General features: G+C 62.9%; 21 protein-coding genes and 1 pseudogene. 10 read left to right on the top strand and 12 right to left on the bottom strand.

Translation table 11 applies throughout. The features are described from left to right. Nucleotides 1–5: 5 nt before the first annotated feature. Nucleotides 6–173 (top strand): annotated as a pseudogene (locus ACMT3I_RS01110) (DUF2530 domain-containing protein); the annotation flags it as partial. On the opposite strand, the gene ACMT3I_RS01105 reads toward ACMT3I_RS01110, so the two are convergent. Continuing rightward, nucleotides 120–938, bottom strand: coding sequence for a DUF3027 domain-containing protein (locus tag ACMT3I_RS01105; RefSeq protein WP_414802599.1), 819 nt, complete (start codon nucleotides 936–938; stop codon nucleotides 120–122). The pseudogene ACMT3I_RS01110 and the gene ACMT3I_RS01105 overlap by 54 nt on opposite strands. After that, nucleotides 931–1,311 carry a cold-shock protein gene (locus ACMT3I_RS01100; protein ID WP_414802598.1) on the bottom strand — a complete coding sequence of 127 codons (381 nt, stop codon included), beginning with the start codon at nucleotides 1,309–1,311 and terminating at the stop codon, nucleotides 931–933. The genes ACMT3I_RS01105 and ACMT3I_RS01100 overlap by 8 nt, the downstream gene beginning before the upstream one ends. Before the next feature lie 91 nt (nucleotides 1,312–1,402). Between ACMT3I_RS01100 and ACMT3I_RS01095 the strand changes: the two genes are divergently transcribed. The 4 genes from ACMT3I_RS01095 to ACMT3I_RS01080 all read left to right on the top strand — a co-directional run bounded on the left by ACMT3I_RS01095 (nucleotide 1,403) and on the right by ACMT3I_RS01080 (nucleotide 7,046). Beyond that, nucleotides 1,403–1,678, top strand: coding sequence for a hypothetical protein (locus ACMT3I_RS01095; protein WP_414802597.1), 276 nt, complete (start codon nucleotides 1,403–1,405; stop codon nucleotides 1,676–1,678). Between the two features lie 5 nt (nucleotides 1,679–1,683). Beyond that, complete coding sequence (locus tag ACMT3I_RS01090; protein WP_414802596.1) at nucleotides 1,684–3,543, top strand: helicase-associated domain-containing protein; 1,860 nt, start codon at nucleotides 1,684–1,686, stop codon at nucleotides 3,541–3,543. 120 nt (nucleotides 3,544–3,663) lie between these two features. Continuing rightward, nucleotides 3,664–5,280, top strand: coding sequence for a histidine-type phosphatase (locus ACMT3I_RS01085; RefSeq protein WP_414802595.1), 1,617 nt, complete (start codon nucleotides 3,664–3,666; stop codon nucleotides 5,278–5,280). A gap of 116 nt (nucleotides 5,281–5,396) precedes the next feature. Then, nucleotides 5,397–7,046, top strand: coding sequence for a DNA repair helicase XPB (locus ACMT3I_RS01080; RefSeq protein WP_414802594.1), 1,650 nt, complete (start codon nucleotides 5,397–5,399; stop codon nucleotides 7,044–7,046). Here ACMT3I_RS01080 and ACMT3I_RS01075 read toward each other — a convergent pair whose 3' ends face one another. Genes ACMT3I_RS01075 through ACMT3I_RS01065 form a run of 3 tightly spaced genes read right to left on the bottom strand, consistent with a single transcriptional unit; the run spans nucleotide 7,047 to nucleotide 9,985 of the window. Beyond that, on the bottom strand, nucleotides 7,047–7,790 hold the full coding sequence (locus tag ACMT3I_RS01075) for a pyrimidine reductase family protein (protein WP_414802593.1): 744 nt from the start codon (nucleotides 7,788–7,790) through the stop codon (nucleotides 7,047–7,049). Between the two features lie 2 nt (nucleotides 7,791–7,792). Then, the gene (gene folP, locus ACMT3I_RS01070; RefSeq protein WP_414802592.1) at nucleotides 7,793–8,701 is read right to left on the bottom strand and encodes a dihydropteroate synthase; all 909 of its coding nucleotides are present in this window, start codon (nucleotides 8,699–8,701) and stop codon (nucleotides 7,793–7,795) included. Nucleotides 8,702–8,710: 9 nt separating this feature from the next. Further along, the gene (locus tag ACMT3I_RS01065; protein ID WP_414802591.1) at nucleotides 8,711–9,985 is read right to left on the bottom strand and encodes an NAD(P)/FAD-dependent oxidoreductase; all 1,275 of its coding nucleotides are present in this window, start codon (nucleotides 9,983–9,985) and stop codon (nucleotides 8,711–8,713) included. A 177-nt stretch (nucleotides 9,986–10,162) separates the two neighbouring features. Here ACMT3I_RS01065 and ACMT3I_RS01060 point away from each other — a divergent pair, with 177 nt between their 5' ends. The 3 genes from ACMT3I_RS01060 to ACMT3I_RS01050 all read left to right on the top strand — a co-directional run bounded on the left by ACMT3I_RS01060 (nucleotide 10,163) and on the right by ACMT3I_RS01050 (nucleotide 13,045). Next, a complete protein-coding gene (locus ACMT3I_RS01060) occupies nucleotides 10,163–10,855 on the top strand; it encodes a response regulator transcription factor (protein WP_414802590.1) in 693 nt (230 codons plus the stop codon). A 31-nt stretch (nucleotides 10,856–10,886) separates the two neighbouring features. Further along, nucleotides 10,887–12,647 (top strand): sensor histidine kinase, encoded by a 1,761-nt coding sequence (locus ACMT3I_RS01055; protein WP_414802589.1) that lies wholly within the window; start codon nucleotides 10,887–10,889, stop codon nucleotides 12,645–12,647. A 107-nt stretch (nucleotides 12,648–12,754) separates the two neighbouring features. Continuing rightward, nucleotides 12,755–13,045, top strand: a complete 291-nt coding sequence (locus tag ACMT3I_RS01050; protein ID WP_414802588.1) for a WXG100 family type VII secretion target — start codon at nucleotides 12,755–12,757, stop codon at nucleotides 13,043–13,045. A 17-nt stretch (nucleotides 13,046–13,062) separates the two neighbouring features. On the opposite strand, the gene ACMT3I_RS01045 is transcribed toward ACMT3I_RS01050, so the two are convergent. The 6 genes from ACMT3I_RS01045 to ACMT3I_RS01020 all read right to left on the bottom strand — a co-directional run bounded on the left by ACMT3I_RS01045 (nucleotide 13,063) and on the right by ACMT3I_RS01020 (nucleotide 17,977). Continuing rightward, the gene (locus ACMT3I_RS01045) at nucleotides 13,063–13,665 is read right to left on the bottom strand and encodes a hypothetical protein (RefSeq protein ID WP_414802587.1); all 603 of its coding nucleotides are present in this window, start codon (nucleotides 13,663–13,665) and stop codon (nucleotides 13,063–13,065) included. A 93-nt stretch (nucleotides 13,666–13,758) separates the two neighbouring features. Further along, the gene (groL, locus tag ACMT3I_RS01040) at nucleotides 13,759–15,387 is read right to left on the bottom strand and encodes a chaperonin GroEL (RefSeq protein WP_414802586.1); all 1,629 of its coding nucleotides are present in this window, start codon (nucleotides 15,385–15,387) and stop codon (nucleotides 13,759–13,761) included. Between the two features lie 117 nt (nucleotides 15,388–15,504). Next, complete coding sequence (locus ACMT3I_RS01035) at nucleotides 15,505–16,557, bottom strand: DUF3048 domain-containing protein (protein WP_414802585.1); 1,053 nt, start codon at nucleotides 16,555–16,557, stop codon at nucleotides 15,505–15,507. 69 nt (nucleotides 16,558–16,626) lie between these two features. Beyond that, nucleotides 16,627–16,830, bottom strand: coding sequence for a cold-shock protein (locus tag ACMT3I_RS01030; protein WP_414802584.1), 204 nt, complete (start codon nucleotides 16,828–16,830; stop codon nucleotides 16,627–16,629). 176 nt (nucleotides 16,831–17,006) lie between these two features. Next, complete coding sequence (locus tag ACMT3I_RS01025; RefSeq protein ID WP_414802583.1) at nucleotides 17,007–17,573, bottom strand: LytR C-terminal domain-containing protein; 567 nt, start codon at nucleotides 17,571–17,573, stop codon at nucleotides 17,007–17,009. Between the two features lie 2 nt (nucleotides 17,574–17,575). Continuing rightward, nucleotides 17,576–17,977, bottom strand: a complete 402-nt coding sequence (locus ACMT3I_RS01020) for a DUF3263 domain-containing protein (protein WP_414802582.1) — start codon at nucleotides 17,975–17,977, stop codon at nucleotides 17,576–17,578. Nucleotides 17,978–18,287: 310 nt separating this feature from the next. On the opposite strand from ACMT3I_RS01020, the gene msrB reads away from it, so the two are divergent. Then, on the top strand, nucleotides 18,288–18,689 hold the full coding sequence (msrB, locus tag ACMT3I_RS01015) for a peptide-methionine (R)-S-oxide reductase MsrB (protein ID WP_414802581.1): 402 nt from the start codon (nucleotides 18,288–18,290) through the stop codon (nucleotides 18,687–18,689). Between the two features lie 52 nt (nucleotides 18,690–18,741). Here the strand turns inward: msrB and ACMT3I_RS01010 are convergent, their stop codons facing one another. Then, nucleotides 18,742–19,770, bottom strand: coding sequence for a substrate-binding domain-containing protein (locus ACMT3I_RS01010; protein WP_414802580.1), 1,029 nt, complete (start codon nucleotides 19,768–19,770; stop codon nucleotides 18,742–18,744). A 130-nt stretch (nucleotides 19,771–19,900) separates the two neighbouring features. Between ACMT3I_RS01010 and ACMT3I_RS01005 the strand changes: the two genes are divergently transcribed. Continuing rightward, nucleotides 19,901–21,682 (top strand): glycoside hydrolase family 35 protein, encoded by a 1,782-nt coding sequence (locus ACMT3I_RS01005; protein ID WP_414802579.1) that lies wholly within the window; start codon nucleotides 19,901–19,903, stop codon nucleotides 21,680–21,682. Nucleotides 21,683–21,748: the final 66 nt, after the last annotated feature.

Below are 21,748 nucleotides of genomic sequence, written 5' to 3'. Positions count from 1 at the left end.
GGCCTATGCGCCTCTGGCTGAAAGACAGCGAAAGGCGACCGGACCCGCTGCCTGCACGCGCTGATGCGCGCATGGCAATTCTTGCGGGAACGGTCGCCTGGCTGATCGCTGTGGTCGTGCTACTTGTCTTCTACGGTGCCCTGAGCGCCAACGGCCTCGGCTGGTGGCTCTGGTGCGCGCTCATCGGTGTCGTCCTCGGCATCATCGGACTCGCCTGGGTGCAGTTCCGACGCCGATAGGGCGCTGTCGAAGTCGATTCCGTCGAGAGCATCGACACCGTCGTCATCGTCGCCGTACTCTTCTTCGTCCTCGAGCTCGTCAAGCGCCTCGATTTCGTCGTCATCGAGTTCGTCTTCGTCGAGACCATCGCCATGTTCGTCATCAAGCTCATCGAGCTCGTCGAGCTCGTCGCCATCCGCTTCCAGGGCCGACGCTGCAGCCTGATCCTGAGCAGTGCGATAGTCGGCAAGACGCTCGGACCACGGCACCCAGTCGGGAGCGAGCAACGCATCGTTACCCGGCATCAACTCGGTCTCGAGCACCGACGGTGCTGAACTGTCGTCGATACGCGACAGGCTCACCGTCCAGTGCCATCCCGGGTATCCCGTCATCGTGCAGTCAAAGAGAAGCGACAACACGTGCTTGTCTTCGACGATGTGACCGATCGGCTCGCCGATGGTTTCTGCCGGAGTGATCTTCAACAGCTCCGCACGGGCCAGATCTACCGCGGCGAGAAGAACGCCGTCTGCATCAATCGGTGTCGCTGGTTCAACCTCGACGTCGGGCGCAACCTCGGCTGCGGGTGCAGAGTCGACCTCGACATTGACCTCAGTCTCGGTCTCAGTCTCGGTCTCGGTCTCGCCGCCCGCTGGCTCGATGGTGTCCGCGAAGTCGGTGTGTGAGAACGCGGCGTTGGTCTGTGATTCTGGATCAGGCATCGAGTTCCTCTGCCACCTTGCGAAGCATGGCGGCGATCTTCTTGCTGTGCGAGCTTTCGGGGTAGCGGCCACGGCGCAGGTTGGTGCCGATCCCGTCGAGTACCTTCACCAGGTCTTCGACGATGATCGCCATGTCATCCGCTGGTTTACGGTTAATCTTCGCCAGGCTCGGCGGCGTCTCCAGCACGCGCACAGAGAGTGCCTGTGCTCCGCGCTTGCCGTCTGCAATTCCGAACTCAAGCTTTGTACCAGCCTTCACGCTCACTCCAGCGGGAAGCGCTGAAGCGTGCAGAAAGACCTCCTGGCCGTCATCGGAGCTGATGAAGCCAAAGCCCTTCTCCTCGTCGTAGAACTTAACCTTGCCGGTGGGCATGTGAACCTCGCTGTATTCGGGCGCGCTGAAATGCACGTCTTCAGAGCTAGCTTATTCGTTTGGTACGGCTCTCGCCCCGTATCCTAGAAGAGTGACCACTCAAACTCCGCAGTCCGCCAATCGGCTCGAACGCATACTGGCTTACATGGTTGCGGGCGTGGTCGGCATTTCAATCATCGCGTTCATCGCCGTGATCATCGGCACGTCTACCGGAGCGGGAGCCAACGACGGCTTCAGCCAGGGGATCTGGCCGTTCGTGATCATGCTTCCACTCTTCGGCCTGCCGATCGGTTTTGTCCTCATCATCGTGCTGATGGTCACGAACGCAGTTCGGCGCGGTAGCGAAGCCCGTCGGAACCGACAGTAGTTAGCATGCTTACGCTCGCTACGCGCCTTCGATCGATGGATGACGCAGCGTTGCGCCATGCACTCACCGCCCGCGAGATCTCGCCCGCCGGCATCCGCGATTTCTTCGACCTCGCCGAAGCGCTCCTCGCCCCGGATTCGGTGCAACGTGCGCTCTCGCACCTTGACCGTCCGACACTGGCGACACTTGCCGTCGCTGCAGAACTACTCGCAGCCGACGCTGCCCCGACACTAGAGGAACTTGCCGATCATCTGGTCGAACTCGGCGCAGCCGCTGTCACCGTCGAGAACACTGCAGCACGGGTCACCCTTCTCGAATCCCTGCTGTTGCTCGTCGTCGACGATGGTCGGGTGCGGACCTACGACTCCGTCGCCGCCCAGCTGGCACGCTGGCCTGAACTGGGCCTGCCAAGCACGGCAGAGCTCGCATCGGCACCGATTCCGGCGGCCACGGTTGAAGTCTCAGACGCCGAAGCCGAGCTAACCGACCGCCGTGCCGCCGAGCGCGCCTTCAGCGTCGTGTCGTCAATCGCCGAACTGATCAACGAACTGGCAACTGAGCCGGCCCGCGAGCTCAGTCGCGGCGGCATCGGCCTGCCTGACACCAAGCGTCTTGCCGCCGCCATGTCCGTCGAGCCCGACGCTGTACCTGCTCTGTTCGCCATCGCTGTGCGCGCCTCACTCATCTCTAAAGATGCCGGGCACTGGATGGAGACCGAAACCGGCGAGTCGTGGCTGCTCGAAGGAACCACCGCACGGTGGGCCGTTCTTGCCCAGTCGTGGTACTCCGCGCTTCCGCAGGATGTGCGCGACATCCTCTCCCAGCGTCCTGGACTTGCCTGGGGCGACGGCCTGGCGAGTTTTGTCGCCTGGCTGCACCCGGCCGGCGGTGCCTGGATGGACGAACGTGTCACCGAGTTCGCTCGTGATGCCGAACTCATCGGCATTACCGCCAACCAGTCGGTGAGCAGCGCGGGTGCCGCGATCCTCGCCGGCGACGTAGACACAGCCATCGCCACAATGCACGAGTCCCTTCCGGCCGAGGTCGGCCAGGTCTATCTGCAGCACGACCTGTCGATCGTCTCCCCCGGCCCCCTTGCCCCATCGATTGACGCGCGCCTTCGCGCCCTCGCCGACGTCGAGAGCAGGGAACTGGCCTCCAGCTACCGGATTTCACACGCTTCGGTCACTCGTGCGCTGGCCGCAGGCGAGAGCGCCAGCTCGCTGCTCGAGTTTTTGAAGGGCATCTCGCTCACCGGGATTCCGCAGCCGCTCGAATACCTCATCGTTGAGGCTGCCGCACGATTCGGTCGTGTCCGCATCCGTCCGGCCGAAGAGCCGACGCCTTTGGTTCAGACAATCGTGCGCTCGGATGACCCTGCGATCCTCGGCACCATAACCGTGGATCAGACACTGTCGCACCTCGGCCTGGTTCGCGCCGGCGAGGATCGCCTCACCAGCAGGTTCGCCCCGGAGGTTGTCTTCTGGGCGCTCAACGATGCCAAGTATCCGGTTGCTGCCGAGAACGCCGATGGCGAAATCGTTCACCTCAGACGCCACAAGCTTGCGCGCGTCGTCGAGACCCCGGTGGCCGATCCCGCAGCTGCCCTCGTCGAGACATTGCGAGCCAGCGATGCGGGCGAGAGCGCCGCACCGAGCGCGTGGCTGGCCAGACAACTGGATGCCGCGATCAAGTCGAAGCAGGCTGTCACGGTGAGCATTTCGATGCCAGGCGGAGACGTCGTCGACTACCTGCTCGAACCGGCAAGCGTCGGCGGCGGCCGGTTCCGCGCCAGGGACCGCAGGGCTGACATCGAACGTACGCTGCCGATTTCGAGCATCGTGCGCATCACCCCTGCCCCGTAGCCGACCGCTCCACCTGCCGTCCAGCATCCGTTAACGATTCGGACACCTCCCGGTCGTCTTCCGCCCCTACTTTCGAGCAGTTCGCGTTCAGCGGACTCACACTCGATTGTTAGGAACTGAATGCGCCTCCGGAAGATCCAGCCGCGTCACGTGCTCTCTGTATCGGCGGCTCTCTGCGCCGCGCTCGTGCTCCCCTGTGCCGTGGCACCGGCGGCATACGCCGACGATGCAGCCGCGCAGAACTCCCCGGGCACTCAGGCCACGCAGCAAAACTTCTACGCAAGCAAGACTCCGTACGTTCCGCAGGGAACGCCGGCGGACTACCAGAGTGTTCCAGCCGGCTTCAGCCAGATCTACACGGAGTCGCTTGCCCGCCACGGAGCACGGGCACTGTCAAGCTTCAAATATGACTCCCTCACCCAGCAGCTCTGGCAGCAGGCCAAGTCAGAGAATGCGCTCACTGCGCTCGGCGCGACCCTTGGCCCCGAGACTGCGGCGTTGACCGCTGCCAACGACAAGCTCGGTTACGGCAACCTCAGCGGACTCGGAGCCACGCAGCACCAGGAGATCGGTGCACGAACCGTGGCACGCATGCCTGACTTCTTCGCCCGACTGGCAGCCAACGGAGACGTGATCGACCTCGAAAGCTCCGGCGAGCCTCGCGCGACCGAATCCGGTGAGAACTTCGCCGTGGGTCTGCGTGCTGCCAATCCGGCCCTGGCCGCCATACTCCCGGCCACCATGCGTGAAAGCCCGGCGACTCTGCACTTCCACGATCAGGACGTCAACCAGGACTATATGGACTACGAGGAGAGCGATCTGGTCGCCGACACCGTTTCAGATATCTGGAACCAGCCACACAGCGCCGAGGTCTCGCGCCACGTCCTTGAACGCATCTACACCACTGACTTCGTCGACCGCCTGGCCGCTGGCGTCTATCACTTCGCCGACCCCAAGGGAAAGACGACGATCGATAACGAGGTCGACGCCGCGATGATGCTGTACAACCTGTACATCATCGCGCCTGACCTCGTCGAGGAAGGCGACTGGCACTTCGACCAGTACATCGAGCCGGCGGATGCTGAATGGTTCGCCTACCTGCTTGACACTGAAGACTTCTATTCAAAGGGTCCGGCATTCGAGGGCAGCGAGATCACGTACGCGATGGCCACCCCGCTTCTCCTGGAATTCTTCGACGGCATCGACGCCCGCCTGGCCGGCTCGAACGTCGCCGCAACCTTCCGCTTCGCCCACGCAGAGACGATCGTGCCGTTCGCCGCGCTCATTCAGCTGCCCGGTTCTGAACAGCAGGTCACGACTGCCGCGCCATACACCTACGCGAGCAACGCCTGGCGGGGCGAGAGTGTGACGCCGATGGCGGCCAATGTGCAGTGGGATGTCTACAGCAATGCTGCAGGGCAAACGATCCTGCGAATGCTCTACAACGAGAAGGAAATACCGTTCAACTCGTCGTGCCAGCCGATTACTGCTGGCTCGCACTACTACGACGTGAACCAGCTGAAGCATTGCCTGCTCGGTATCGACCTGCCAGCGGCCGTCCCGACTCCGGCAGGTCCGAGCGACACGACGGCATCCGGAATCACAACCAGCTCCGCTGAACTCGCCGCAACCGGCGTGCGGCTCGAAGCGATGCCGATGCTCATCACGCTTTTGCTGGCCGCGGGTATTGCACTCCGCCTGGTGCAGCGCACGCGCCGTCGGCACGCTGAACTGTAACCGATCGATACGAACGGGCGGGGCCGAAACTGCATCCGGTCTCGCCCGTCATCGTGTGACAGCCGATGGCACCGCCTGCATGGGATATGCACGAAGCGGGCGTAGGATTGGCGGTTATGTCTGACGGACCACTGATCGTCCAGAGCGATCGCACGGTATTGCTCGAGGTTGCACACCCTCTCGCCGAGGATGCCCGCCACGATTTGGCGGTATTCGCCGAGCTTGAGCGTGCACCAGAACATATTCACACCTATCGGATTACGCGGCTGGGGCTCTGGAATGCGCGGGCCGCAGGCCACGACGCATCCGACATGCTCGCCACACTCGAGAAGTATTCGAAGTTTGCAATTCCGCAGACAGTATCGGTGGACATCACCGACACAGTCGGTCGCTACGGTCGACTCGTCATCGAGCGCGACGACGAAGGCGCGCTGATCCTGCGCAGCAACGACGAAGCCGTGCTGCGGGAGATCTCGCACGCGAAACGGATCTCGCCACTTCTGATCGGGCATCCCACGCCTGACTCGTACCTTATTGAGCCGTGGGCCCGCGGCCAGCTCAAGCAGGAGCTCGTCAAACTCGGCTGGCCCGCCGAAGACCTCGCCGGTTACACCCCTGGCACGCCGCATCCCATCGATCTCGTCGAAGACGGCTGGAGTCTGCGCGACTACCAAAACAAGGCTGTGTCCAACTTCTTCGAGGGTGGCTCCGGCGTCGTCGTGCTCCCCTGTGGCGCAGGCAAGACCCTGGTCGGTGCAGGCGCGATGGCGACAGCAAAGACCAACACCCTCATCCTGGTGACCAACACCGTCTCGGCCAGGCAGTGGCGTGATGAGCTGCTGAAGCGCACCACCCTGACCGCGGATGAGATCGGCGAGTACTCCGGCCAACTGAAGGAAGTGAAGCCGGTCACCATCGCCACGTACCAGATCCTCACGGCGAAGCGGAAGGGCGAGTACGCCCACCTCGCGTTGCTCGATGCCATGGACTGGGGCCTCGTGGTCTACGACGAGGTGCACCTGCTTCCCGCTCCCGTCTTCAAGCTGACGGCCGAGCTGCAGGCCAGGCGTCGGCTCGGCCTCACCGCGACGCTGGTGCGCGAGGATGGCCGCGAGGGCGACGTGTTCAGCCTGATCGGCCCCAAGCGCTTCGATGCACCGTGGAAGGAGATCGAGGCTCAGGGCTTCATCTCCCCCGCTGCCTGCTTCGAGGTGCGCATCGACCTGCCACAGTCTGAGCGCCTGAGCTATGCAGCGGCCGCTGACGACGAGCGTTACCGGATGGCTGCCACCGCACCCGCCAAGCTCGATGTCGTCAAGCAGCTGGTGGCCAGGCACGACGGCGAGCGCATCCTCGTCATCGCCCAGTACCTCGACCAGATCGACGAACTGGCGGATGCCCTCGGCGCACCCAAGCTCACCGGCGCGACGCCCATCGACGAACGCGAACGCCTCTACCAGGCGTTCAGGGTCGGCGAAGTGAACGTGTTGGTGGTCTCGAAGGTTGCAAACTTCTCGGTCGATCTGCCGGAGGCCACCGTGGCCATCCAGGTCTCGGGCTCCTACGGTTCACGCCAGGAAGAGGCTCAGCGTCTCGGACGCCTGCTGCGCCCCAAGGAGTCAGGGCTGTCGGCGAACTTCTACACGCTCGTGGCGCGCGACACCGTCGATCAGGACTTCGCTCAGAACCGGCAGCGTTTCCTGGCCGAACAGGGCTACAGCTATACGATTCTGGATGCCGGCAACCTCGCGGCCGTCGCTGCGTAGCTAACGCTTGCGGGCGTAGCGCAGGAACACCATGTCCCTGGCCGGGAACGCCTGCAGCAGTTTCATTGATCTGCTCGCCTGGGCTCCACCGCGGGCGATGCGTCCAGCCGACCCACCCTCGATGACGGGACTGACGCTCAGGCACAGTTCATCGACGCAATCGGCTTCGATCAGCGTGCCAAACAGGTGCGGCCCTCCTTCGCAGAGCAGCTGCGTGTAGCCGCGGGCGGCGAGCACCTCGATCATCACAGCGGGGTCGACCGCGCCGGCTCCGCAGATCAGGACGTCGGCAACCTCGGCGAGCGCCTCACGTTGCCCAGCAGGCGAAGCGGCATGGGTCACAACGACGGGCCGTGTCACTGCCCTGGCAAAGAATGGATGCGACGGCTCGATATCAAGCCGCGACGAGACGATGATGACGGGCGGCTGTGACTCCAACCCGTGTGCGAGACGCCAGGTCACGGCATCCTCGTCGAGCTCCACTCCCCCATATCCTTCGGCGCGCACTGTCCCCGCGCCGACAATGATCGCGTCTGCGAGCATCCGCAGCGTGTCGAAGACGACCTTGTCGTCAGCGTTGTTCAGACCACCGCTCAGACCATCGTGGGTCGCCGCACCGTCGAGGCTAGTGATGAAGTTCACCCTGAGGTGTGGAATGCTTCGGTCCTCGACCAGGTAACGACCGACGACCTCGGTGCGGTCGAGCACAGGGACGTCATCGGGAATGTGATTCGCGCCGCTCACGATCAAGCCATGTTGTGGCGCAGGTACGCCGGTTCACGGAAGCCAAGGATGGCTTCGGTCATGCGCACAGCATCGACGGCGGCCGTGACGTTGTGCATCCGCACGATCCGGGCACCCTGCAGAATGCTGAACACTGCTGCGGCCAGGGAACCCTCAACACGCTGGTCCCGCTCGCGGTCGAGGGTCTCTCCGATGAAGTCCTTGTTCGAGACGGCCGCCAGCGTCGGTAGTCCGAGTGCGGTGATCTCCGAGAGTCGCCGGGTCAGCTCCAACGTCTGCAGGGTGTTCTTGTTGAGGTCATGACCGGGATCGATGATGATGCGTTCAAGGGGAACGCCCCTACTGACGGCAAGTTCGACTCGTTGGCGCAGGAAATCGGCGACCACTGTCACCACGTCGGTATAGTGCGGGGCCGGATAAGGCTGGCGCGGTGCGGCCAGGCTGTGGGTGATCACCAGTGTCGCGTCGCTGTCGGCCACGACGTCGGCGATCGCCGGGTCGTGCACTCCCGTGGTGTCGTTAATGATGTGGGCACCGGCGGCGATACCGGCCAGCGCCACCGCGGGGTGGAAGGTGTCGACCGAGATGATCGCCCCCGATCCCTGCAGACCTTCGATGACGGGAACAACCCGTTCGATCTCCTCGTCGATCGGGATGGCAGGTCCCGGTGCGAACTTGGCCCCTCCGATATCGACCCAGTCGGCGCCGTCGACGATCGCTTGCGTGGCCGAGGCCACTGCTGCGTCGAGCTCAAAGGTCGCACCGCGGTCGTAGAACGAGTCAGGCGTGCGATTGATGATGGCCATGACGGCGACCTGCCGAGAGAAATCGAAGTCACGGTGACCGATCCGGCGCACGGGATGAACCAGGTCGGGAATCACGATCCCTGTCGATGCGGATGCAACAGTCATATCGTTCCCCTAGTCAGTGCCGCCAAGCTGGCTCTCCAGAGTAATACTCTCGTCTGCGAGCCTGTCAGCATCAACGACAACACCGGAACGGATGAACTTCTGCACCGTCTCGTTGACGTCCCACACGTTCACGTTCATGCCGGCGACCACCCGAGAGTTCGCCACCCAGAAGGCGATGAATCGGCGCTCGTCGCGGTTGCCCCTGAACACCACAGTCGCATCGGTCATCCAGTCTGCGTAGCCGGAGAATTCCATACCGAGGTCGAACTGGTCGGTGTAGAAGTAGGGGATCAGGTCGTAGTCGCTCGTGTTGCCGACCATCGAACGTCCGGCAGCAGCTCCGGCGTTCTCGGCGTTCGCCCAGTGCTCGATTCGAATCGGATGCCCGAGCACGGGGTGGAACACATTTGCCACGTCACCGACAGCGTAGATGTCGGGGTGGGACGACCGGAAGGTGGCATCAACGACGATTCCGTTGTCGAGCCGGAGGCCGGCATCCTCGGCCAGTTGGATGTTCGGAATTGCACCGATGCCGACAACGACAACGTCGGCCGCCACGATCTCGCCGCTGGAAAGCCGCACGCCACCGACATGGTGGATGCCGTCTGCCCCCACGAGTTCGGTCACCGCCGTGTTCATCCGAACGTCGACGCCGTTGTCGGTGTGCAGCTTCAGGAATACCGCGCCGACCTCGCTGCCCACCACTGCTTCCAGGGGAACGCTTTCGCGCCCAAGCACCACGACGTCGTTGCCATAGCCCTTGGCGGCTGCTGCCACCTCAAGCCCGATCCAGCCCGCACCGACGATGACAATGCTGCGGCCACCGGGTGCCAGCTCGTCACGCAACTGCTCAGACTCCTCGACAGTGCGCAGATGGTGCACACCAGGGAACCCGACTCCAGGGCCGGGAAACCGTCGGGAAGACGCTCCCGTAGCGAGGAGCAGTTTGTCGAAGTGCAGGATCTGACCGCTGCCAAGCACGAGTTCGTGCGCCGTGGGCGAGAGGGTCACGGCCGGGTCACCTGGCACGATCTCCACGTCGTTCTCGGCGTACCAGGTGGGTTGCTGCACGAAGATCGAGTTGCGCTCGGCAGTGCCGGCCAGGTATTCCTTCGACAGGGGCGGCCTGATGTATGGATACTCGCTCTCCGCAGCCACCAGGATGATGCGGCCCGTGAATCCCTCAGTTCTCATCGCCTCGGCGGCACGCGCCCCGGCCAGTCCAGCACCCACGATGATGAAACTCTGTTCGCTCAGCACGCTGCTCTCCACTCTGTCGAACACCGTGACAGCGTCCGACTCCTGTTGAACCGACGCTATGGCGATTCCGAGGATTTGTCACCCTCGTCAGCGCGCGATCAGCCCGTCGTCAGCCAGTCATCGACGTCCTGCGGCGCAACACTTATGACGCCCACCGATTTCTCACAGGATAGATCCAGCCAACGCGCAGATACTGGAGACATGACTGATGGCCCACGCATTCTAATTGTTGACGACGAGCCCAACATCCGGGACCTTCTCACGACCAGCCTGCGCTTCGCCGGCTTTGCGGTGCGCGCAGTTGGAAACGGCGCCCAGGCGATTTCTGCAGTGCTTGAGGAAGAACCGGACCTCATCATTCTCGACGTCATGCTGCCCGACATGAACGGATTCGGCGTTACCAAGCGTCTCCGTACCGCCGGTTACACGGCACCCATCCTGTTCCTCACGGCGAAGGACGACACCGAGGACAAGATCACCGGCCTCACCGTCGGTGGCGACGACTATGTCACCAAGCCGTTCAGCCTCGACGAGATCGTTGCCCGCATCAAAGCCATCCTGCGCCGCACCATGCAGGCCGACGAAGATGCAGTTATCCGTGCCGGCGAGCTGACCATGGACCAGGACACCCACGAGGTACTCGTCGGCGACGAGCCTATTGAGCTCTCCCCCACCGAATTCAAGCTGCTGCGCTACCTGATGCTGAACCCGAACCGGGTGCTCTCCAAGGCACAGATTCTTGACCACGTCTGGGAATATGACTTCAACGGCGACGCCGGAATCGTCGAGTCCTACATTTCGTACCTGCGTCGCAAGGTCGATGCGCACTCCAGCGAACCACTTATTCAGACCAAGCGTGGCTTTGGCTACATGTTGAAGGCGGCAAAGGCTTAGTCCCAGATTTGTGTCGTAATCTGGGGGCCTCATGCACGAGTCACTGACCGCGCGGCTTGCCCGCGTCTCTCTCCGTTCCAAGATCACGAGTGTCACCGTGCTCATGCTGACACTTGGGCTCCTCGTCTCCGGAATCGGGACGATGACCATCATCAAGCAGTACGTGGTGCAGCAGGTCGATCAACGACTCGTGACGGATGCCGGCACCCGGATTGACAGCACGCTGCAGGAATCGCTCAAGGGCACATCAGACGGGATGTCGTCCGACTATGTTCTCGCTCTGTACGACCAGAACGGCACGCTGCTCTCACGCACTTCCACCGATGATCCGCCCGTCGTCTCTGTGCCGATGGATCTGGCATCCGTCGCCGAGCGCGGCAACAAGATAATCACGCTGACCAACAGCGCACATGACGCGACCTACCATGCGGTGAGCGTGCCGTTCACCCTCAATAGCCAGGGCGCGCTCGGCTCTCTGCTCATCGCCGTGTCTCTGCAACCCACCGAGAACACGATGGCGACGTATCTCACCATCTTCCTGGGCTTTGGACTCGGGGTCGTGTTGGTGGGTGCCTTGCTGACCAATCTCCTGGTCACCACCACATTTGCGCCCCTGAGAGAAGTTGAGCGAACGGCGGCCGCCATTGCCGACGGTGACTTCAGCCAACGATTGGGCGGAGCCACGCCCAATACCGAGGTCGGTCGACTGAACCGATCGCTGAACACCATGCTTAATCGCATTGACAGGGCTTTCAAGGACAGAGCCAGAACCATCGATCAGATGCGCCGTTTTGTCGGCGACGCCAGCCACGAGCTGCGCACTCCCCTCGTCTCGGTACGTGGCTATGCAGAGCTGTACCGCATGGGCGCGCTGCAGACCCCCGAAGAGGTCGCTCAGGCGATGGAGCGCATCGAGAAAGAAGCCATCCGGATGGGTGGCCTGGTCGAAGACCTCCTCGAACTGGCACGCCTTGACGAAGCAAAGCCGCTCGCCCTCGCCCCGGTTGACCTGGTACCGCTGGCCAGGGACGCGGCGCTCGACGCTATGGCGTCCTCACCAGGTCGGGTCGTCACCGTGACGGCAGCGCCCCAGCCTGAGTTCGTCAGCACTGCCGAAATCAACACGATTTCGGATGCGGCGATGAGCGACAACGCCACGACACACGGACAGTCAGCGTCCGCCCAAAACGGGTCCCATACTGAGTCAGGTACTGCCCCTGCCCCGGTCCAGCCCGCTCCGACCAAAAGTCAGACGTCACATCCGCTGACCGGACCGATGTCGTTCGCCGGAACCACATTTGCCCGCCTGCGGACACGCCGTCCCCGCAAGAACGGAGTCGAAGCACCGATCGAGCAGCCCATCGAGTCCGCGCCTGTGGAAGCTGCTCCGGCAATCGTCATGGCTGAGGAGAACAAGATCCGTCAGGTGATCACCAACCTGATGGGCAACGCGCTGCGCTTCACCAGCGTCGACAGCCCGATCGAAATCGAAGTTGGCGTAGACCCCGTCACCCAGCGCGCGTCGCTCGCTGTCATCGATCACGGCGACGGTATTCCCCCGCAGATCCGCGAGAAGATTTTCCAACGCTTCTGGCGAGCAGACACCTCCCGAGCCAGAGAAACCGGTGGCAGTGGTCTCGGCCTGGCCATCGTCGCGTCGATCGTTGCCACTCACAACGGAACCGTCGAGGTCGTTGAGACCCCAGGCGGCGGTGCTACGTTCAGGGTCTGGCTGCCGCTCGCGACATCGCCCAACGCTCCTCAGCCCATCGCCACCGCTCCGAAGCCGTAGAAGCCTGTCGGCACGGGCAAGTCCTCACCACCCGAACGCTGCGCGTTCGACTGGGCCGATGCCTGTGCACGCCATGTCACCGCAGCCGATGCCGCTACGTTGCTGGAATGACGAGATATCAGGTTGACAGCGAAGAAGTCTTCAGCGCGAGCACGATGGCACGGGCAACAGGCGAGCGGATCGAAGCAGAGGTGAGCGCGATGCTCACTCAGCTTACGAACCTGCAGTCATCGTGGTCTGGGCAGGCAGCAACCGCATTCCAGGGGGTGATCGCCGACTGGCGTACCACGCAGCAGCATGTGGCGGCGAGTCTTGTCGGCATCAACACCGCTCTCGGTCAGGCAGGGCAACAATACGCAGACATCGAACAGACCAACGCACGGCTCTTCGGGCGCTGACAACGGCGGGCTAGCACCTAGTCGGGCTTGATTCCCGGAGCAATCCCCGGATCGTCGGGAAAGCAGCCTGGAGGCTGGGAATTGCCGCTGATCGTGAAGTCCCCACAGGTTAGGAACGATGCGTTGTGCACACCGAGTTCGTACGAGATCACGGCGATGCCGATCACCGTGACACCCACGATCACTCGTCCTGACCACGGGATATCGCGGGCGAACTCTGGCCAGATGATGCGCGCGAGCACCCAAATGGTGGCCGGGACACCGAAGAGCGACACCAACCCGCCCATGACGTCGAGTGCCCTCGCCCATGGGCCAGCGTCATGTGGATGGATGGCAATGGCCAGAATCAACCACACGCTGGGGATAAACAGGGCGATGGCGCGCGGGACGCGGTGCCTGGCCCCTTTGCGCTGCGCGAGCACCACGACGAGGGCGGCAGTCGCGGCGACCCAGACAGTGAGGATCTGCTCAAAGAACAATGTGCCCCATGCCCCCAGTGTGAAGGCCGGCCACCAGATCGCAACGCTCATGCCGACGAGAATCACGCCGACAGCTCGCGGCGGCGCAACAATCGGTGTCGGTGGATGCGGCCCCGTATTCTCAGGTGGATTGCCTGCCATGAGCAGAACGGTAGCACCGCGACAAAAGACTGGGCGCCTCCCCAAAGGGAGACGCCCAGTCTTTTGTGAAGCGGTGAAACTAATTCAGCGGACTTAGAAGTCCATGCCGCCCGACGGGTCGCCCATCGGAGCCGGGTTCTTCTCCGGCTTGTCGGCGACAACTGCCTCGGTGGTGAGGAAGAGGCCGGCGATCGACGATGCGTTCAGCAATGCTGAGCGGGTGACCTTTACCGGGTCATTGATTCCGGCAGCGATCATGTCAACGTACTCACCGGTCGCGGCGTTGAGGCCGTGTCCGACGGGCAGGTTGCGCACCTTGTCTGCAACAACGCCAGGCTCGAGGCCAGCGTTGAGTGCGATCTGCTTGAGCGGAGCGTCGATTGCAACGCGGACGATGTTCGCACCGGTTGCCTCGTCGCCAACGAGGTCAAGAACTGCCTTGCTCTCGAATGCGGTCTTGCCAGCCTGGATGAGCGCAACGCCACCACCGGCGACGATGCCCTCTTCGACAGCTGCCTTAGCGTTACGGACTGCATCTTCGATGCGGTGCTTGCGCTCCTTGAGCTCAACCTCCGTTGCCGCGCCGGCCTTGATGACTGCAACGCCACCAGCGAGCTTCGCGAGACGCTCCTGGAGCTTCTCACGGTCGTAGTCGCTGTCGGTGTTCTCGATCTCGGCACGGATCTGGGCGACACGGCCGGCAATTGCCTCCACGTCTCCAGCGCCCTCGACGATGGTCGTCTCGTCCTTGGTGATAACGACCTTGCGGGCGTTACCAAGCAGGTCGAGGGTGACGTTCTCGAGCTTGAGGCCGACCTCTTCAGAGATGACCTGTCCGCCGGTGAGGATTGCGATGTCCTGCAGCTGAGCCTTGCGACGGTCGCCGAAGCCAGGAGCCTTGACGGCAACGGACTTGAAGATGCCGCGGATCTTGTTTACAACGAGCGTGGCCAGAGCCTCGCCATCGACGTCCTCAGCAATGATGAGGAGCTGCTTGCCGGTCTGGATGACCTTGTCAACGATCGGCAGGAGGTCCTTGATGTTCGAGACCTTGGAGTTGACGATCAGGATGTAGGGGTCTTCGAAGACCGCTTCCTGACGGTCGGGGTCGGTCACGAAGTATGCCGACAGGAAGCCCTTGTCGAAGCGCATGCCCTCGGTGAGCTCAAGCTCGGTGCCGAATGTGTTCGACTCCTCAACGGTGACGACACCTTCCTTGCCGACCTTGTCGATCGCCTCGGCGATGATTGCGCCGATCTCGGCGTCACCGGCAGAGATGGAAGCGGTAGCCGCGATCTCTTCCTTGGTTTCGATCTCCTTGGCGTTGGCGATGAGCTCGGCGATGACTGCTGCAGTCGCCTTCTCGATGCCGCGCTTCAGGCTGATCGGGTCTGCGCCGGCTGCAACGTTGCGCAGACCTTCGCGAACCAGTGCCTGAGCCAGAACGGTTGCGGTCGTGGTGCCGTCGCCTGCGACGTCGTCAGTCTTCTTGGCGACCTCCTTGACAAGCTCAGCACCGATCTTCTCGTACGGGTCGTCGAGTTCGATCTCCTTAGCGATGGACACGCCATCGTTGGTGATCGTGGGAGCGCCCCACTTCTTCTCCAACACGACGTTGCGTCCGCGCGGGCCGAGGGTGACCTTGACCGTGTCAGCGAGGATGTTCAGGCCGCGCTCAAGGCCACGACGGGCCTCTTCATTGAAAGCAATGATCTTTGCCATGTGTGTTTCTCGTCCCTCCCGGACGTTCCAAAAAGTGATGGGTTAGCACTCAAATAACGAGAGTGCTAAGTCGATTCTGGCACTCTGATGCCGAGAGTGCAAGTAAAGGACGGGCCGCTACGGCAGCAATTCAACTGAGCCTTCGTCGATCGGGACCAGCTCGATCCACGTGTTGCCTGGTGCGAGTCTGATCACGACACCGTTGTCGTCTAGCAGCCGGATGGCGGCATCCTGCGCACCCTTCACCCAGGTCGCGTGAGTTGACTTCCCGCCGGTAGAAATCCAGGCCTCTCCCGAGCCGACCAACGTCGTTTTCGGAACCTCGCCGTACGTCCAGTCGATGTCGACGCGCAGCACGACGACGTTCGTTGACCTCAACTGGTTGCCGGCACTGTCGAAGTCGGGCTCACCCTCCTGCGCACGAAGGTAGGCGGTGTCGGCTGCCGACCAGGTCCAGCTGGGCCAGCGCGAGTCGGAGAACCGGGCGTCGATCGTTCCCGTCGGGCTGCCGCCGACCATCGCTGAGGAGTCAGCGGCTGACGCCGAATACTCGAACTGCTGTCTCGGCGGTGCCAGGTCGGCGTGCTGGGAGATGAGTTCGGTCGCCTTCACCACGACATCGTGCGGGGAGTCCTTCTCCTCGATGCGATAGAACAGCCCGGCCTCGTCGTAGTCAAATACCGCGTTGACGACAGCGGTGCTCTCCATCATCTCCATGAATCGTTCCTGTCCACCCGAATAGGCGACGATCCCACCGAGTGGGGCAATGATGTCTGGATCCATCGGTCTGATCGACCTGACCGGGCCGACGAGGTCGGGAACATCCGACTGCCAGACCGCGACATAGCGGGTGAGCCCACCCTCGACCAATTCTTCGAAGACGATGTCGGTGCGTTCCAGCCCGATCTGCGGCCGAGCGTCGCTGTGGTTGTCGATCTTTGCCGCGAGTGATGGGGTGTCCAGGCTGCCGACGTCGACGGTCGTTCCCCGCAATGGTGCAAGCGTGACGGCCGGTTCGGCCGTGCGGGTCGGCCGTGGAGTGGACGATGGCGGCGCAGCGGATGACTTGTCGGCCACGCACCCTGACAGAAGCAGGACGATGGGCACTGCCACGGCCAGCACCGAGACGGCGAGACGTGAACGAGTGGGGGCCGCGGGGATCGGAGTCACGCCCCACACACTAATGCCGCCCGGAGAACCGGACGGCATCAGGTGGGGCGTGCCCCGAAAATCACGAATTTAGAGCGGACGCACCGCTTCAGCCTGTGGGCCCTTTGCACCCGTTCCGACCTCGAAGACGACCTGCTGTCCTTCTTCAAGTACTTTGTAGCCATTCATGTCAATGGCGGAGTAGTGGACGAACACGTCCTGCCCTCCCTCATTCACTGTGATAAAGCCGAAGCCCTTCTCAGCGTTGAACCATTTAACGGTGCCGTTCGCCATGTGTTACTCCCAGGTGCTTGGTACATTTCCAAGTCCAGATACTAGCGAAACGCCACGAAAACAAAAGGGCTGTGACCACCTTAAACATCGCGAAATGGCAACAATTTACACAGCGTTAATGCGTTCGACCCGCCGACGGTTCGTGGCGAGAAGGATCCGCATCCGGCAGGTTGGGATCAACCGGCCGGTACGTAGTCGTTGCCGACGATGACGGTGATCGCCGCGTCGCTCTCGGCAAAGTCAGGAGACAGCGAAGTCGTTGCGCCGGGAATGGCGCTTGCAACGCCGAGCGCTGCACCCTCGTACGAGGCATCTGAGTAGTACACGACAGTGGTCGGAACGTCTTCAGTGCTCGCGTTCGACGTTGCGCCAACGCTCCAGCCGGCATCCGTCAGCGTCTGGCCGACGGCGGCGGCAACGCCGGTACCCGGCGTGCCGTTCAGCACGGTGATGCTGATGCTCGGGTCGAGTGTGGGCTCCACTGCCGGCGGCGCGGGGGCTTCTGACGTTGCTTCGACCGGAGCTGTCGTACTGGGAGTCGTACCCGGCATCTCGAAATTGAGACGATTGTTCAGCGCGAGGAGGCCGATAGCGCCCAGTCCTACGAGAACGAGAGTGGCGGCAAGGGCCCAGGCCAGGGTGACCCAGCCTCGCCCCTTCTTCCCTGTTGTGCGGTGGGCTCCGACGCGTTCAGTGGTGCCCTGCAGTGAGTCGAAGCGGTCTTTCGGTGGTTTTTTCGGCATCGTCAGTCTGATTCAGTCCTCGGTAGGGTGGTCACTCGGTCAGCAGGCACCGGCGTTGATTGATCAGGAGTGATTGATCGACGCGCGCGTGACTCGGCTCTGGCCTCACGCATCCGTTGCAATCGGTTAACCAGCATCGGATCATGGACAAGTGCGGCCGGCTCTTCTATGAGCGCGCCCAACACTTGATAGTACCGGGCGGACGAAAGACCAAGCTCAGAGCGGATGGCTTCTTCTTTGGCACCGACGTGGCGCCACCACTGTCGCTCAAAGGCCAGTACCGCCAGATCACGCTCGGACAGACCAGTGCCAGCGGCACGACTTGAGGGGGAATGACCATCGGGTTCTGATGAGCCGTCCGCAACCGATGACGCGACGCGTTCAGCATCCTTTGCGTTCTGCACCGATTGCCTCCTCTGTCGCCCGCGGGTGCGCTGCGCCAGATGGCGCGTTCTTCGTCATCCTATTTGGGCGCGGCTGTGAGTTCGTGGATGCCGCACTGTGCGCGTCGATTTCGGCGCCGACGCTGCGTGACCCCGCGAAATCGGAGTCGTGGTGACTATGAGTGCTCCATAACGACCACAACTCCGATCTCGCGGGATGGGAAATTGCCGTGCCATTGCGGCGCACCGGAATGTGGCACGGCTCCGGCGAGTTTAGGCTTGTTGTAAGTGCGAGTCGGCTGTTCCGGCTCGGCGGATGAAGGGATGCAGGATGGACTACGAGGTAAAGAAGTCTGACGCCGAATGGCGCGAGGAGCTGACCCCCGATCAGTACGCCGTGCTGCGCGGCGCCGCTACCGAGCGCGCCTGGACCGGCGAGCTGCTTGATGAGAGCCGTGCGGGTGTCTACACCTGTGGCGCCTGCAACGCAGAACTTTTCAAGAGCGGCACCAAATTCGACTCAGGATGCGGCTGGCCCAGCTTCTACGAATCAGTCAACCCTGAAGCGGTAGAGCTGATCGAAGACAACACGCTTGGCATGGTGCGCACCGAGGTGCGCTGTGCGAACTGCGGATCACACCTCGGCCACGTCTTCGACGATGGTTTCGGTACACCGACAGGTGACCGCTACTGCATGAACTCGATCTCGCTGAACTTCAAGGAAGCCGAGTAACGCGGCAAGCTATCGGCTACTGGCCACTGTGATCTGAGAGCGACGGTTCCGTCTATGCGCGCGGCGCTGGCGGCGGGGCCGTCGATGCTCTGACGATGAGTTCAGCACGCAGCTGCGGAGCAGGACGTGACTCCCGCTTCTCGATCATGTCGATCACCTGGGTCGCTGCCGCGCGTCCCACTTCCTCGAACGGCTGACGAACGGTGGTGAGCGCCGGCGCGGCGTAAGCGGCGAGGGCGATGTCGTCAACGCTGACGACCGAGACATCATCCGGAACCATACGACCGGCCTCGTGAAGTGCCCGGATGACACCGAATGCCATCTCGTCACTGGAGACGAACACCGCCGTAACGTCTGGGATGGCCGCGATAGTGCGCCCTGCCCTGTACCCGGATTCCGGCGTCCAATCACCGGGAATCACAGGCGGCGGGGTCACCCCGCGTTCGCGGAGCACCGTTTCCCATTCCTCACGGCGCGCGTTGGACTCCTGCCAGAACTCGTCACCTGAAACGTGCCAGACGGTGCGGTGACCGAGATCGAGCAGATGCTCAGTGGCGGCGCGGGCGATTGCTCGCTGATCGACGAGCACATCGGTGCCGACGCCTCCCGCCTGCCGGTGGCCGACTGTCGGCGTGCGCTCAGTACGCGTGCCGAGCGCCTCTGTGAGGAAACCGACGGGCGCGAGGATCACGATGCCTTCGGCCCCCTGACGCTCCAGGCGGTCGAATGCCCCAGCGAACGACGCCGGCGCTGAGTGGTGGGGAACGCCGGCCGAGGTCACGGCATAGCCCTCTTCTGAAGCGACAGCTTCTACGCCGAGCACGATCGCGCTTGTCGAATACTCGGCAGAGGAGATGGTGATGACGCCGAGGGTGCGGCTGCGTCCGGATGCCAGGGATGCCGCGGCGGCGTGCAGCCTGTATCCGACGGCATCGACTGCAGCCAATACGCGTTGCGCCGTCTCTGGGCGCACATTCGGGTTCCCTGAGATCACGCGGGACACCGTCTGGGTCGACACGCCAGCAGCGCGTGCGACATCAACTTGGTTCGGTGCCCGGTCCGGCTGAGAACGACGTGGCATCTGCCCAGTGTAGTGAGCGTTCACAGATAACTGGCGAAACCGCACACGTGGTGACACAAATGGGAGATAATGTGAGCGCAAACATTTTCGCACTGGGACTTCATGCCCCGCAACACTAGGGAGGCCGCGGATGGTCGCGACCGACAGCACTATCAGCGTCGATTCAGTAGCTGCGCTCACATATCGCGACAGCGTCATGTTGCGCAACGGGCGACCACACCGAATGCTGGCCGGCGCAGTGCACTACTTCAGGGTGCACCCCGACCAGTGGGAAGACCGACTCCGCCGCCTTGCAGCCATGGGCGCGAACACTGTCGACACCTATATCGCCTGGAACTTCCATGAAGAGACCGAGGGTGCGCCTCAATTCGACGGATGGCGCGACGTCGAGCGATTCATCCGCTTAGCCGGCGAGGTCGGCCTGGACGTCTACGTACGCCCGAGTCCTTATATCTGTGCCGAATGGTCAAACGGCGGGCTGCCCACCTGGTTGACCGGACGCACGCGCAGCGTACGCAGCAGCGACCCCGCATACCGCGAAGCCGTTGCCACCTGGTACGACGCGCTCCTCCCCCGCCTGGTACCGCTTCAGGCTGCATACGGCGGCCCGATCGTTGCTGTGCAGGTCGAGAACGAGTACGGCTCGTTCGGCTCCGATCATGAACACCTCGAACACCAGCGTGACCTGCTGCGTCAGCACGGGATCGTCGAACTCCTGACGACGGCAGACGGCATCACCGAAGGCATGCAGGCACACGGCTCGATCGACGGCGCCATGCCAAGTTTCACATTCGGCACCGGCGTGGCCGAGGCCGTGCGCTTGCTCCCGGACGCCACCCCGCTTCTCTGCAGCGAACTGTGGGGCGGATGGTTCGACCACTGGGGCGAGCGTCACCACGTGCGCAGCGCGGCCAGCATGATCAGCACCGTCGACGAGCTCTTGGCCGCAGGGGGTTCAGTGAGTCTCTACATGGCACACGGCGGCACCAACTTCGGGCTGTGGAACGGCGCCAACTGGGACGGCGCACTGCAGCCGACAGCGACGAGCTATGACTCAGACGCCCCAATTTCTGAAGACGGCAGGGTCGGCGCCAAGTTCGACGCGCTGCGGGAATCCTTCGCTCCATTCCACGACGGGCCGCTTCCCGAGCTGCCTCCCGAACCCCGGTTCCAAGCGCCCCAGACAGTGCAGCTCTCGGCCGAAGCATCACTCATCAGCGCCGTCAGGTCGCTGAGCGCCGGCCCCGCGCTGCCCAACCCCGCGACGTTCGAAGAACTCGGCGTTTCAGAGGGAATTGTGGCCTACGAGACCAGCGCGATCCTGCACGGTGAGACAGTGCTTGCGATCAAGGGCCTCCACGACCGGGCGACAGTGTTCCTCGACGGCGAACGAGTCGCAACGCTTGAGCGTGACGGTGAGACAAGCACCGTGCTGCACAGCGGCGCCCCTCACGGCGACATCCACTCTGCAGTGATCACCATCGTCGTTGAGAACCTCGGCCGCATCAACTACGGCCCGAAGATCGGCGAGCACAAAGGCATCCTTGATGGAGTCCTCCTCGGACGTCGCTATGCGCACGGGTGGACCCACCGCGTGCTGCCTCTCGCGGATCTCACTCCGACCGGCCAGCCAGGAACTGACGGATACGCCACGGCCGCACTTGATGTCGTTGAGCCTGCCGACGCATGGCTTGCATTCCCCGATGGGGTGAAGGGCATGGTCTGGGTCAACGGGTTCCTCATCGGTCGCTACTGGAACATTGGCCCTCAGACGACCCTGTATGCACCGGCCCCCCTGTGGCGGGCCGGCCGCAACGAGGTGCGCATTCTCGACCTCGACAAGCTCGGAGCCACCCTTGAGGTGCGCGACCAGCCTGAACTCGGCGAGGTCGAAGAGTTCATCGGCTCGTAACCGAACGACAAGAGCAATGAGGCCCGCGGCATAGCCGCGGGCCTCATTGCGTGATTCGCGTGTTGC

The sequence above is a fragment of the Leifsonia sp. A12D58 genome (genome assembly GCF_047530025.1).
Taxonomy (GTDB): Bacteria; Actinomycetota; Actinomycetes; order Actinomycetales; family Microbacteriaceae; genus Cryobacterium.
The sequence above is the reverse complement of the archived record's forward strand: the minus strand, read 5'-3'. Positions and strand labels throughout refer to the sequence as shown.